At 50.2% G+C, this 12640-nt stretch carries 12 protein-coding genes and 4 pseudogenes; 8 read left to right on the forward strand and 8 right to left on the reverse strand.

All coding sequences use genetic code 11. The annotated features are described in order from the left end of the window. Positions 1–238: 238 nt before the first annotated feature. On the forward strand, positions 239–1609 hold the full coding sequence (gene fliD / locus OR573_14860) for a flagellar filament capping protein FliD (GenBank protein XGA79742.1): 1371 nt from the start codon (positions 239–241) through the stop codon (positions 1607–1609). A gap of 313 nt (positions 1610–1922) precedes the next feature. After that, positions 1923–3329 (forward strand): flagellar filament capping protein FliD, encoded by a 1407-nt coding sequence (gene fliD, locus OR573_14865; protein ID XGA79743.1) that lies wholly within the window; start codon positions 1923–1925, stop codon positions 3327–3329. 103 nt (positions 3330–3432) lie between these two features. On the opposite strand, the gene OR573_14870 is transcribed toward fliD (OR573_14865), so the two are convergent. Both OR573_14870 and OR573_14875 read right to left on the reverse strand, forming a co-directional pair. Next, positions 3433–3825 carry a hypothetical protein gene (locus OR573_14870; protein ID XGA79744.1) on the reverse strand — a complete coding sequence of 131 codons (393 nt, stop codon included), beginning with the start codon at positions 3823–3825 and terminating at the stop codon, positions 3433–3435. A gap of 18 nt (positions 3826–3843) precedes the next feature. Next, complete coding sequence (locus tag OR573_14875; GenBank protein ID XGA79745.1) at positions 3844–4428, reverse strand: hypothetical protein; 585 nt, start codon at positions 4426–4428, stop codon at positions 3844–3846. Positions 4429–4635: 207 nt separating this feature from the next. On the opposite strand from OR573_14875, the pseudogene OR573_14880 reads away from it, so the two are divergent. The 5 genes and pseudogenes from OR573_14880 to OR573_14900 all read left to right on the forward strand — a co-directional run bounded on the left by OR573_14880 (position 4636) and on the right by OR573_14900 (position 8568). Next, positions 4636–5040: pseudogene (locus OR573_14880) on the forward strand (flagellin FliC). A gap of 1260 nt (positions 5041–6300) precedes the next feature. Further along, positions 6301–6576: pseudogene (locus OR573_14885) on the forward strand (flagellin). A gap of 159 nt (positions 6577–6735) precedes the next feature. Then, positions 6736–7131: pseudogene (locus OR573_14890) on the forward strand (flagellin FliC). Between the two features lie 978 nt (positions 7132–8109). Next, positions 8110–8364, forward strand: a pseudogene (locus OR573_14895) (flagellin). Between the two features lie 12 nt (positions 8365–8376). Further along, positions 8377–8568 (forward strand): hypothetical protein, encoded by a 192-nt coding sequence (locus OR573_14900; GenBank protein ID XGA79746.1) that lies wholly within the window; start codon positions 8377–8379, stop codon positions 8566–8568. A gap of 225 nt (positions 8569–8793) precedes the next feature. Here OR573_14900 and OR573_14905 read toward each other — a convergent pair whose 3' ends face one another. From OR573_14905 to OR573_14920, 4 genes are all read right to left on the reverse strand, one after another. Beyond that, complete coding sequence (locus tag OR573_14905; protein XGA79747.1) at positions 8794–9126, reverse strand: hypothetical protein; 333 nt, start codon at positions 9124–9126, stop codon at positions 8794–8796. A 25-nt stretch (positions 9127–9151) separates the two neighbouring features. Next, positions 9152–10165 carry an Rpn family recombination-promoting nuclease/putative transposase gene (locus OR573_14910; protein XGA79748.1) on the reverse strand — a complete coding sequence of 338 codons (1014 nt, stop codon included), beginning with the start codon at positions 10163–10165 and terminating at the stop codon, positions 9152–9154. Between the two features lie 241 nt (positions 10166–10406). Continuing rightward, entirely contained in the window at positions 10407–10760 is a 354-nt protein-coding gene (locus tag OR573_14915) for a transcriptional regulator (protein ID XGA79749.1), read from the reverse strand. After that, entirely contained in the window at positions 10757–11107 is a 351-nt protein-coding gene (locus OR573_14920) for a DUF6516 family protein (GenBank protein ID XGA79750.1), read from the reverse strand. Before OR573_14920 ends, OR573_14915 begins: the two co-directional genes overlap by 4 nt. Before the next feature lie 228 nt (positions 11108–11335). On the opposite strand from OR573_14920, the gene OR573_14925 reads away from it, so the two are divergent. Beyond that, positions 11336–11530 (forward strand): hypothetical protein, encoded by a 195-nt coding sequence (locus tag OR573_14925; protein ID XGA79751.1) that lies wholly within the window; start codon positions 11336–11338, stop codon positions 11528–11530. A gap of 50 nt (positions 11531–11580) precedes the next feature. Here OR573_14925 and OR573_14930 read toward each other — a convergent pair whose 3' ends face one another. Both OR573_14930 and OR573_14935 read right to left on the reverse strand, forming a co-directional pair. Continuing rightward, positions 11581–12009 (reverse strand): hypothetical protein, encoded by a 429-nt coding sequence (locus OR573_14930; GenBank protein ID XGA79752.1) that lies wholly within the window; start codon positions 12007–12009, stop codon positions 11581–11583. Continuing rightward, complete coding sequence (locus OR573_14935; GenBank protein XGA79753.1) at positions 12006–12629, reverse strand: DUF6036 family nucleotidyltransferase; 624 nt, start codon at positions 12627–12629, stop codon at positions 12006–12008. Before OR573_14935 ends, OR573_14930 begins: the two co-directional genes overlap by 4 nt. Positions 12630–12640: the final 11 nt, after the last annotated feature.

The raw sequence follows: 12640 nt of genomic DNA on the forward strand, positions 1-12640 counted from the left end.
TCACATAACAACGCCTTAAATTCCTCAAGTTAGAAATTCCCACGCCGAAAGACTAGACTATAAATATTAAAAAAAGTGAACGGATAGGCTGGCTGTAGTCATACTTGGCAAGCCAATTCGGTCACTTAAACCAATAAGCCTTGTCGGCAGCGCCGCTTCAAGAAGCGATCGCCACATGCGCCAGTCAGATCATGAAAGCGATACAGTCTGCGGGCAAGGCAAAGGATTAGGTTCTGGTATGTCTATTTCATCACTGGGTATTGGGTCTGGGCTGGACCTGAACGGCCTGCTCGATCAGCTGCGTGACGCTGAGCGTGAGAAGCTGAAGCCCATCGAGCAGCAGCTGGAATCCGAGCAGACACGTATCTCGGCCTATGGCCAGCTTGAAGGGGCGCTCTCGGAGTTCCAGTCAGCGGCAGATGCCCTTGGCGATACGTCTTTATATGAAAGCCTGTCGACCAGCACCAGCGGTGAAGCCGTGAGTGCAGCGGCGGATGAGACTGCCATGCCGGGCAGTTATACCGTCAATGTTGATTCGCTTGCGACGCGCGGAACGCTGGCGTCTCAAGGGATTACTGACGCGCCTGATGCCGCTATTTCTGGTGCCGAGCAAACGTTAACGTTTTCATTTGGTGGTGATACTGACACCACAACCGATACTCAGGTGACGATTGCTGCCGATAGCTCCCTTGAGGATATCCGTGATGCGATCAATGCCGATGACAATGCAGGCGTAGACGCGTCAGTCATCTTTGACGGTAGTGAATACCGTTTGGCACTCAGCTCCCGAGAAACCGGTGTCGAAGCTTCAGTTGATGGTTTTACCTTCAGCGGCACGGCGCCCTTTTCAGAAAGCACGGGAACAGCCGCCCAGATGGGTACAGATGCCTCACTCAACGTCAACGGCGTGACCATTACCAGCGCGACTAACCAAGTAGAAGGCGCCATTCAGGGCGTCACGCTCAATCTGCAGAGCGAAGGTGCCAGCACGGTTGCCGTTGAGCAGAATACCCTGGCCGTGCGCGAAGCCGTCACGGGGTTTGCGGACGCCTATAACACTCTGAAAGATTCCATTGGTGATCTGACAGCGTTCAACCCCGAGACGGGGCAGGCAGGCGAGCTCAACGGCGATAGCACAGTGCGCACTGTGGAATCCCGCCTGCGCAGCGAACTAAGCGGCGGTGTCGCCAGTAGTGGCGATGGCTTTTCGATGCTCAGCGATATCGGGATTTCCATTGAGCTGGATGGCAGCATGTCAATTGATCAGGAGCAGTTGGATAACGCGATTGCCAACGATCAGCAGGCGCTTTCTGATTTTTTCGCTGGCAATGACACAAGCACCGGCCTGGCTGAGCAGCTGAGTGACAGTGTCGGCCAGATGCTCAGCAGCACCGGCACCGTGCAAGGGTCAATCAACGGCGCTGAAAGCCGTATTGAGTCCCTTAATAGCCGTTACAGCAGCATGGATCAGCAGGTAGAACGCACCATTGACCGCTACCGCACCCAGTTCAGCCAGCTGGACGGTATGATTGCCGAGATGAACCAGACCAGTAATTACCTTACCAACCAGTTTGCCGCTCTGGATTCTCAGATGAACGCCGGTAACTGATCACGGTTGAGGGGCTGAAATGTCAGCCCGCCTCTTGATAACCCGCCATAGGCCGTTGCCTGGGCGGTTTTTTTGTATTCTGCGCTGAAAAATACGCCGTCGTGCAATGGCTTAATTGTGAATAAAGGTTAAAGTTGGCCGTTAATCAGTCGATAATAACACTGATTAATTTTCACCTTTACCACGATGGCGGCATGTTTTGTTTTTCTTGGCGCCGTCAGCCCACAGCGCAGCTTCCTGTCTATCGGTCAGAGTGTGTTAGCAACTGCGCAATACGTGTTGGGTTTAGCCAGAAACACTGAGGACTCCCAGTATGGCAACAATAACCTCTCTCGGTATTGGCTCAGGCCTTGATCTCAGCGGGCTGCTTGATCAGCTCAAGGATGCAGAACGAGAAAAGCTGACACCAATTACCCGTCAGCAGGAGCAGCAGGAAGCCAAGATCTCGGCCTATGGCAAGCTGGAGACGGCCCTGGACAGCCTGAATGACGCCGTGGATGCGCTAAGTAAACCGTCATTGTATGAAAGCCTTTCCGCCAGCGTGCGCGGCGACGAGATCACCGCGACCACTGACGCCACCGCACTACCCGGCAGTTACCGGGTAGAAGTTACCGCGTTAGCGACAGCCGGTACCTTGGCCTCTAACGGTGTGGCAGCCAGTGATACCGCGCTGGCGCTTGATGGTGCCACCCAGCTGCGCCTGGACTTTGCAGGCCAGGATAGCGTGACTCTGGATATCGCCGCCGATAGCCGCCTTGAAGATATTCGTGATGCGATTAATGCCACGGAAAACAGCGGAGTCAGTGCGAGCATTATCTTTGATGGCACCACGGAAGGTTATCGTCTGGCACTTAGCTCCAGTGACACCGGTCAGGATGCTTCAGTGAATGGTTTTACTTTCTTGGATGCTTTAGACGCTCCAGTTGCTACCCAGCCATTGAGCGTTGATGCCGACACCTTGACCGGAAACAGCGGCCAGGATGCCTCTCTAACCGTTAACGGCGTCACCATCACCAGCGCCAATAACCAGATTGAAGGCGCCATTCAGGGCGTAACCCTGGATCTCAACGCCCTTAACATCGGCGCGGGCGAGACCGCCAGCAGCACGGTCAACGTGGAACGTAATACCCTGAAGATCCGCGAATCGGTGGGTGACTTTGTCGAGGCCTTCAACGGCCTGAAAGAGACCATTGGCACCCTGACCAGCTTTGACGGCGACCGTGAAACCGCCGGTGAGCTGGTGGGCGACAGCACGGTGCGCACCATTGAAGGGCGTTTGCGCAGCGTGCTGGGCAGCGGCGTCGCCGGGGGCGAATTTTCCACGCTGAGCCAGTTGGGGATTACCCTGCAGCGCGACGGCACCCTGGAAATGGATGACGATACCATCAGCAGCCTGGCCAAGAACCAGCCGGATGCGCTAAGCAGCTTCTTTGCCGGTGCCGAAGGCAATAATGGCCTGGGCGACCTGCTGGGCACCGCCATTGACCAGCTCACCGGCAAAAACGGCACCCTGGGTGTTGCGATCAGCGGCGCAGAAAACCGTATTGAAAGTCTCAACACCCGTTATGAACGCGCCGAGCTAAGCATCGAACGCACCATTGAACGCTACCGGGTACAGTTCGGCCAGCTGGATTCGATGATTGCCCAGATGAACCAGACCAGCACCTACCTCAACCAGCAGTTTGACGCCCTCGACGCCGCGCTTGGCCGTAAGAAGTAAACACACTGCAAACGCCTAACGGGTGGCTCCACCCGTCGGGCTATTCTTTCAGATGGGTATAAAGATCAAGGAAATAATAGGGTATATGGGGAGTTGACGGCTCTTACCACGGCACGCTGCGCCGCCCAGTCTGAAACTCCACTACCTTCTGGTAAATCTCTCGCGCCCGCGCCATGGCATCCTTTTCCATCTCATCCAGGCTGACCTCGCGGTTGCCTTTGGCGCCCTGGCTGTGTAGCAAGGCTTGCACATCGGCGCGGTAGCGTTCCAGCAGGTGGGTAAGGTTGGCATGGATCATCTGGATTTCCAGCATCAGCTTGCGTTGCATTTCACGGTAGCGCAGTAGGTCCTGCGGCTGTTTGGCGTTATCAATCAGGCTTTGCAGGGTGGTATTCACCAAGCTGCGTGCCTGTTCCAGCCGGGGGGTGATCACAAACACCACATCGTAAAGCTGAACAGGGTCTTTATAGTGTTGGAAACTGTGTTGAAAGCTCATGGTATTGATTACCTGGAGTTAGTCATTTTCTCGGCGCATTTCAGCCAGCTTTTCTGGCGTGATCGGCTGCTGCCTGGCGTCCAGCATCTGGCCGCCCAGTGCCGCAACATCATGGGTAAAGGCAATCAGGTCGTCTGGGTTACGTGAGACTTTATGGGCGTTTAAAAAGCGGATCAGGATAGACACCCCTTTAACCGGCGGATGTTCGCCTTCTTTATGCAAAGGCGGCAGCTTGCCCGGCGAGGTCGCGCTGGCCACCATCAATGGGTAGCCATGCGGTCCCGGCGGCAGGTGAAAAGCACCCAAGGCGTCCTCGTAAAAGGCGTTTCTGTCTTTAAGCATCTTGCCCAATGCCTGGTTAATTGCCTGGCTTGGCTGTTCAAACACCACAAACAGGCATTGCTCTGCGCGAGCCTTGGGTTTTGCCGCTGTTTTTTGTCTGGAAGGGGCTTCTGGCGTAGCAGGCGGTGGGGTCACCGCTTCTTCAGGTTGTTTTGCAGCCTGGCGAGGCTTGATAACCACACGGTAGAACAACACCAGGCTGATCAGCCCAAAGAAAACGGCAGCACCGGCCAGCAATACAGGGATCTGTGAGGGCGACATCAGTCTTTCCTTCCATACCAAATGTTAAATCATAGGATACGCTTTTATAGGCAAAATGCAGCTTTCTCATCAAGTTACCAACCGTTACATCTTTTTTAACTTTTAACCCTAAAGGTTTGTCCTGGCAGGCCGTAATTATTAATAACGGCACACACTGTGGCCGACAAGCAGGCCTCAACGGCCAGTGCAATTGAAAGGAGAATTACCATGTCCGTGATCAACACTAACATCACTTCCATGATCGGCCAGCAGAACCTGCGTGAGTCACAAAATGCGCTGCAGACTTCAATGGAGCGTCTGTCCTCTGGCCTGCGCATCAACAGTGCCAAGGATGATGCGGCCGGTCAGGCAATCGCCAACCGGATGTCTTCACAGATCACCGGTCTGGCACAAGCGCAGCGTAATTCTAACGACGGTATTTCTGTGGCTCAAACTGCAGAAGGCGGGTTAGATCAGATTAATAACAACCTTCAGCGTGTTCGTGAGCTGACTGTTCAAGCACAGAACGACACGAATTCACCGGACGATTTGAACTCAATTCAAGATGAAATCAATCAGCGCTTGAAAGAAATCGACCGTATCTCATCTGAAACCGATTTTAACGGAACAAAAGTTCTTGCCAGCGATCAAGGTCTGAGTATTCAGGTAGGTGCTAATGATGGTGAGATAATCAATGTCAATTTGAGAGAGATGACTGCAGAAACACTCAACCTATCAGACTTTAACGTTAATGGACAGGTTCGTGATGATAAGGCAACCACTTCAGATCTGATAGCTGATTCCAATTTCACTTTAGATCCAGCAGATGGCTCTTTTGATACCACTCAGAACAGAGCAGCGTCTGGTACAAACTTAAATCAGTTAGTTAATGATGGTGACTTGGTCGATATTGGTAGTGGTAGTTTTGCCACTGATGTAGCAAATAATCGTGCCACTTCACTTAATTTTGCTTCGGAAGCCCAAGGTACTGACACTATAACTATAGACGGCGAGGTATATACGTCTAACAGCGGTACTGGGTTTACCACAACTGATAGTGACGTTTCGTTTGCAGCAGCAAACACAGATTTAACTGGCCGCCTTGATTTTTCAGACACCACCTATGTTGAAATCAAAGGTACAGATGCTGCTGGTAATACCTTTGATGGTACTCCTGGTAATCAATTGTTTGTCAATTCTTCTGGCGAACTATTCTCAGACGCTAGTGGTACTGCAATTACAATAGACGCTAGCGGTGATACAGCCGGCGTTGGTAGTAATGCTACGATAGATAATTTCTTGGGTGGTAATGCAGGTACTAATGACGCAGTTTTGACTCTGGAGTCGGCTACGTCTGGCAACGTAGGAAATATTACCTATACTGGTAATAGTGTCGATACAAATGCGGATATTGCTGGTACATATACAGATGCAGATGTTGCTGGCTTGATTGATCAAGAGAGTTCTGATATTACAGCAACTTTGAACTCTACTAGCTATACCATTGACTCTGCTGGTGAAGTTACAAGTAGCGGTGATGCAGTATATTATAATGGATCAGCTTTAGCGGTGGCTTCAGCTGGTAATGAGGCTACGGCGACAGGTGGCGCTGCCTCAGGTGCTGACACCTATACACTCGACGGGGGTACTGGCGAAGTCACCCTAACAAACGCTGATGTGAGTGGTGCTCAAGTATTTGTTGATGAAGATAAGTCTGGACTAGATGCTCTGACTACTGATGACGGCGGTCAGGAAACCTACTATAGAATTAATGATGATGATGGTAAATTTGTAGAGTATAACTCTTCTGAAGATGGCAGTGGTAATGCCTTGTTTGTTGACTCAAGTGGTGTAGTTAGTACTGATGAATTCAGTGAAGATGCAAGCGCTCTGTCTAGTGATCCGCTTGAAGCACTTGACTCTGCTCTTAGCCAAGTCGATAGCTTACGCTCTGATTTAGGTGCAGTACAAAACCGCTTTGAGGATGCTATTACCAACCTGAGTACTAACCAGACTAACCTTGCTGATGCCCGTTCGCGCATCGAAGATGCCGACTACGCCGTCGAAGTGGCGAACATGACCAAGAACCAGATCCTGCAGCAGGCCGGTACCTCCGTTCTTGCCCAGGCCAACCAGCTGCCGCAGGGCGTTCTGTCTCTGCTGGGTTAATCTGAGGCTTGGGATTGATAGAGACTTTTCTCTATCACTGAGAAGCACACTAAACCGGCTCCCTTTGGGGGTCGGTTTTTTTAGGTTAGCGCCCTAAAGTTTCTTAGCTTTCTGCCGATTTATAGTTAATTGCTTTGGACACAAGGATGCGCTGTGAGCGTGATCAATACCAATATCGCTTCTTTGACAGGGCAAGCCAACCTGCGCAATAACCAGTCATCGCTGAGCACGGCGATGGAACGCCTATCGTCAGGTATGCGGATCAATAGTGCAAAAGACGATGCGGCGGGGCAGGCGATAGCAAATCGTATGACCGCCCAGATCAATGGGTTTGCTCAAGCACAGCGTAATGCCAATGATGGTGTTTCCTTTGCTCAGACGGCAGAAGGCGCATTGGATAAAGTCAATGAGCGTCTGCAACGCATACGGCAGTTATCGGTTCAAGCGTTAAACGAGACAAACTCTCCCCAAGATATTAAGTCTTTACAGAACGAAGTGAACCAAAGTTTAAGTGAAATCGAACGCATTACGGAAACAACAAGCTTCAATGGGATTTCTATTTTTTTAGAAGGCAATGAGGTAGAAGTCCAAGTTGGTGCTAAAGACAACGAAAAGATTTATTTGCCTAGCATCGCTCTAAGTAGTGAGGTTTCACGTGTAAAAAGCATAAATTTTGTTTCATTGAGTGAAATCTCAAATGAAATAGATAATGTTGAAGTTGTTGACAACAATGTTGATGCTTTAAGTGATGCCATTTATCGTCTGCCTAAAGCTCGCTCTGAAGATGTAGCTCGCCAAATTTCACTGGGAGATGAAATTAGTGTAGGAGATATTGATATTCGCCGTGACGGCGAAGATGTTTTTACGCGATATGAACGCAAAAGTAGAAATGAAGCAGCATCTTTAATTCTATCTAGTCCAGGTCAATTTTCAATCAGTAATGATAATGGTTCATCCGTGCAGGTTATAGTAGATGAGGATGGCTCTATTTCGGGTTTGTCAGGTGAAAAATTTGGAATCGACACAAATCAGGCTTTTGCTCTGGGTGTGGATGTGGATTCTGAGATACAAGATGTCAGTAGTCTTTTTGCAAATGACCCAGCATTAGATAACTTAAGTTTTTTTACTCGTTTCCCAGGCGGTAATGAACGAAATATTGGTGTCACTAGTAACCCAGGCGCGACTATTTTTGGAACCTTCATCCGAGACGAGACAGCTAGTAACGTGGGCGATTTTTTTAGTGGGCGTAATGTTTCTATTGAGGGTGTTGATTACGAAGTGTCCAGCCTTGGAGAAGACGTCTCGGTTTTAGGCGAGACACAATATATTTCTCTAGATAACACTTTTACAGGCACGCAATCTGTTTATCGCCAATTTGGTAACGTTTTTCTGGATGATGATGATAATTCAGTAGATATATCAGATGAGAAATTGAATGACCTAATTAAGGTAGAGGATAACGTGCCAGATTCAAATCCTGATGTGAAGGAAGAAGAAAATTATCTGGTTCCCAAGGAAAAAGTGTTGAATACAATTGATGAGTCAATTGCAAAAATTGATAGTGCAAGGTCAAACTATGGAGCGGTACAAAACCGTCTAGAAGGAGTTATTGGAAACTTAGGGATGTCACAAACAAACCTCTCTGCAGCCCGTTCGCGCATCGAAGATGCCGACTATGCGGTCGAAGTCGCCAATATGACCAAGGCGCAGATATTGCAGCAAGCAAGCACATCAATATTGGCACAAGCCAATCAAATTCCCCAAAACGTTCTCTCCTTATTGGGATAACGCGGATCTACAATGACCGATGACGAACGCCAGCATGTGATCAATGAGCTACAAAAGGTCATCGATGATACCCAAGCCACCCTCAGCCGCTTTGAAGCCACCAGTATGGAGGATGAGATGCGTGAGGACTATGGCACGCTGCTGGGGATACTGGATGACGCGGTGAAGCAGCAGCGTGAGCATACCAAGGTGATGCTGGGGTAGTGGCGTAATACAGCCCCGTCATTCCCTGCCTCTGGCGGGAGCCTATTGTGATGCAGGCAATCGGGCATCATCTGCCAAGGTCAGAATGGATTCCCGATAACCCCGCTCGGCAATGACGGTGGGGTGGTGGCTCGGGAATGACGATGTTGACCTGATATTCGGTCATGGCAGCTTTAGGCTCTCCATCGGTGCTGAGTACGCTGAGGCGGCATCACTTTCAACTCATCAGCATGACAGCAGTTCTTCCAATGTCTCGGCATGGAAGATACGCTTACCCCACGACTCAAGCTGCTCGGCATTAGCCGCGTTGAGCTTATTCTGTGCCCAGTCAGGGCACTCGCCATACTTAGAAGTAATCTGCAGTTTCAGAAGTTTGGCTTCGCCTTTTACTTCCCCTCTTGCTTCTCCTCTCGCTTCCCACTGTTCAGGCCATTTCTTGATTCGTTCTGCCAGCATGTCGTGTACCTCATGCAAATTGGTGAAATCGCTCACTTCGGGGAATTCCAACCCTGGGGCACGATTGGGCAAGAGAATGGCGGTGCGCTGATCAGTCGGCAATGTCTGGAAGGTGCTCAGCCCTGAATCAATGCTGCGTCTCGGCGCGTAGCCTTTCGACTTCGGTCACTGGGAGCTCTTCAATCTCTGCGATTAACTGATCGTTCATTTCGGTCAACGCTATCAGTTTGCGCGCGGCATTACGTTTGCTTTCCAGAGCACGTTGCTCGGCTTCCTGACGCCCTTCCTGGCGACCTTCCTGACGACCTTCCTGACGGCCTTGCTGGCGGCCTTTCTGGATGCCTCTTTCTTCCCATAGTTCAGGCCACTTTTTAATTCGTTCTGCCAGCATGTCGTGTACCTCATGCAAATTGGTGAAATCGTTAACCTCGGGGAACTCCAACCCTGGGGCACGGTTGGGCAGAAATACGCGATAGAACCAAACGATGATTGCCCGCCTTAAATTGGCTTGTTCTGGCCCGCTTAGCCATTCTGCTAAATGCCCCATCGCTTCTGAAACGTCTTTTTCGTCACGGTGTTTTTCAATGCGAAACACCGCCGCTACGATATTGCGCATTTCGTCCGACCAGCCCGGCGCATCGACAATCGCCCCTTCGTCCAGCAGCAAATAGCGCAGATTGGGCCGGTAGTCCTCTAAACCACCCGGTACCGGTTCGACCAGGTCCGCAATGTTCTGTGCTGCATTCCAACGTTTTTCTCCATTATAGAGCACAATCGGCAGTACCGGCGGCAATTTACCGCTTGGCGTAAAGGCTTCCTGGCGAATCAGGTCCTGATACAACAGCCCCAGATAACTCATGATCCGCACAGCCATGTGCTTGTCTTCAGAGGATTGGAACTCCAGTAGAAGATAAACGTACAGCCAGCGATCCCGCCACCATATTCGCCAAATCATGTCATCTTCGCGGTCGCGCAACTCATCGGTGATATAGGTGCCGCTGACCTGCTCCATCTGGCTAAAATCCAGCTGCTCCACCCAGGCTTCATTTACAAAGCCGGTCAGTAGATCCCGCACCATCTGTTTGTGCGAAAACATCAGATTATAGCTGTGGTCGTGGCGATGATGAACCTTCCTGGCCATGGGTGCTCCTATCTCAATATCACAACTTTAGCATAAATGCATATGTTGAGTGAGGCGATGGAGCAGCAGTGTGAGTATACCAAGGAGATGTTGGGTTGAAGTCGCGGGCACTGGCGGGAAAGGTCAAAATGGATTCCCGATAACCCCATTCGCGAATGACGGTGCGGTGATGAATCTGGTGTTCGGTAATGACAGTGACAGGCGGGCTTCCATCATCAACAAATGCGTTTGTTTCTCGTTGCTACATCAACGTGACTTCAAATCTGTCAGCCGTAACAACAGGTGTTTTGGCATGCCGGGGGCCTTCCTTTATTTCTACCAAGCCATAATCGCCCATTTTTTTAATAGTGCGGCTTAAGCTTTCTTTTCGACGCCCTGTTAGCTCGGCAAGCTCCCCCAGTGATTGTGGCTTACATTGGCGAATCGTTTTAAGAAGCTCAAGGTTTTTCGTATTCAATAGGCGAGACATGGACTCGACGCTATCGAACCATATCTTGGGTTCTTCAGCCGCAGGTGTATAGAGACCTTTGGCCATCGATATCGTACGTTGGCGGAAATCATCACGATTCATTATGCCGATCTTGATGGTTGTCATATTCCTTCCTCTCGAAGTATTTCATCGACTTGTTGCCAAAAGTCTTCAATTAGCTGAGCGGCAGAGTCAAAGTAATAATCACTGACAACGCTGCGATAATGACGGTGATCCCATTCTTCGCGGCGCCCCGCGAACTTTCTACGTTTAATTTTTGGTGCATGTGCATTGTCAAATCCAAGTAGCCGTGTCCCGCTCTTATGATGCAACGTCAAACTGTACTTTATTCCATGAGGAATACTGGGTGTTGCATTGACTCGTCGCACTTCAAATTTGACCCAAAAATCACCCTGGATGCCATACTTAATATCGTCGAGAGCTAATAAGGTGTCTAGTCCTTGATCATCCATGTGATTATTTCCTGTTCCATGGATGAAATTTAGATGGATTGATCTCAGGTGTCAACTGTGTGAGTGTCGGCCACTGTGTGATGTTGTTCCCGATGGCCCGGTGAATATTGATGTTGCAGAGTTGAACGTAGATCAGCTGCAAAATGAAGCCGTGAAGACGTTGCCATTCTGCAGGCCTACTAATCCGATACGCCGATCGTCTTTTAAGTGCGCAGGTATACAGGAGCCATGATGACCCCAGAAGAGCACAAACATGTGATCAATGAGCTACAAGAGGTCATTGACGATACCCAAGCCACCCTCAGCCGTTTTGAAGCCACCGGCATGGATGATGAGATGCGTGAGGATTATGACAAGCTGCTGGGGATACTGGATGACGCGGTAAAGCAGCAGCGTGAGCATACCCAGGTGATGTTGGGGTAGTGGCGTATACAGCCCCGATTCGCTGCAGGTAGCCATAACCCAGAACTTGATTAAGCACTTAACCCGTGACGGTGCCCTGTTGCATCGGCATAGGCTCGGGTCTGCAGAGGAAGCAGGGCTTTGCGCAGTGGCGTCGTGGAGTCGCTTAGGCCCCATCGCTTGCTGGGGGAATATCGCCCTTGGGTGGGTATATCTCCGCTTCCCAGCAGCTGCTGATGGAAATACTGTGTGAGCTGTTGCAGGTGGCGTGCGGTATTACGGCGGCATACGGGGTAGTGGCTTAGTAGCTCAAGCACACAGAGTGTTCGCTGGAAGTCTTTACGAGGCATCACGCCACGCAATAGTTCCAGTTCCGCTTGAGTCGGCTGATAGCCACGGAACCAGACAGCTTCTGCCAGCTGCTTCACATCGTCGATCGAATGCTCAAGAGGACGTGACCCGACTCGATACAGCCGTTTATGTGTGAAGGAAAACGTCATGACTCGTCCTCGCTACAGTGATAGTCGTCAAGAATCACCTTCAGATTACCCAGTATACGTGCTTGATCGCCCACATAGTAGCTGATCGCTTCTCGAGCTAATCGCTCGAACTCATTAATGTCGATATAGGAAAGTTTCAATAGCGTCTGGATATCGATTTGATCACGATCACCAAAGCGACCGAGCTTCGAAATAGCCACATCTAGCGCGCTTGCGACGTACACTTCTACATTAGGGGCGCTGCTTTGGGCCATCAGTTGAACGACGCGATCTTCATAATCTTCATGTAGAGGAGACAACGCAGTATTAAAACTGGTGTCGAGCTCCAGCATCTGGACATTGCCTTCTTCATCAGAAAAAATATAAGCGTCTTCACCCAGAAGGGCCACTATTTCAGATTTATTGGCTAAACCATGTGAAGAGATCTCGGCGTCTATATCCGCACTTCCCCGTGCCTGTGAGTGGATATGAACCGCACAGCCACCGAAAACAATCACTTGAAAGATACCTTTATCACCGTTTGCATACACCGGTTCCAACACATCGAAAAACTCAACGAGGGCAAGCCCTAGCGCAGTTCCAGGCTCAATTATCGGGTAATCACCCGGTTCTATCGACATGATTTCTCCTG

It is taken from the genome of Halomonas sp. CH40, assembly GCA_041875495.1.
Taxonomy (GTDB): Bacteria; Pseudomonadota; Gammaproteobacteria; order Pseudomonadales; family Halomonadaceae; genus Vreelandella.

Excerpts from the sequence above, each read along its gene's own strand:
- OR573_14920 (XGA79750.1), bottom strand. The coding sequence starts at position 11,107 with ATGGATGATCAAGGACTAGACACCTTATTAGCTCTCGACGATATTAAG.
- OR573_14930 (XGA79752.1), bottom strand. The coding sequence starts at position 12,009 with ATGACGTTTTCCTTCACACATAAACGGCTGTATCGAGTCGGGTCACGT.
- OR573_14870 (XGA79744.1), bottom strand. The coding sequence starts at position 3,825 with ATGAGCTTTCAACACAGTTTCCAACACTATAAAGACCCTGTTCAGCTT.
- fliD (XGA79742.1), top strand. The coding sequence starts at position 239 with ATGTCTATTTCATCACTGGGTATTGGGTCTGGGCTGGACCTGAACGGC.
- OR573_14935 (XGA79753.1), bottom strand. The coding sequence starts at position 12,629 with ATGTCGATAGAACCGGGTGATTACCCGATAATTGAGCCTGGAACTGCG.
- OR573_14925 (XGA79751.1), top strand. The coding sequence starts at position 11,336 with ATGATGACCCCAGAAGAGCACAAACATGTGATCAATGAGCTACAAGAG.
- fliD (XGA79743.1), top strand. The coding sequence starts at position 1,923 with ATGGCAACAATAACCTCTCTCGGTATTGGCTCAGGCCTTGATCTCAGC.
- OR573_14910 (XGA79748.1), bottom strand. The coding sequence starts at position 10,165 with ATGGCCAGGAAGGTTCATCATCGCCACGACCACAGCTATAATCTGATG.
- OR573_14875 (XGA79745.1), bottom strand. The coding sequence starts at position 4,428 with ATGTCGCCCTCACAGATCCCTGTATTGCTGGCCGGTGCTGCCGTTTTC.
- OR573_14915 (XGA79749.1), bottom strand. The coding sequence starts at position 10,760 with ATGACAACCATCAAGATCGGCATAATGAATCGTGATGATTTCCGCCAA.
- OR573_14900 (XGA79746.1), top strand. The coding sequence starts at position 8,377 with ATGACCGATGACGAACGCCAGCATGTGATCAATGAGCTACAAAAGGTC.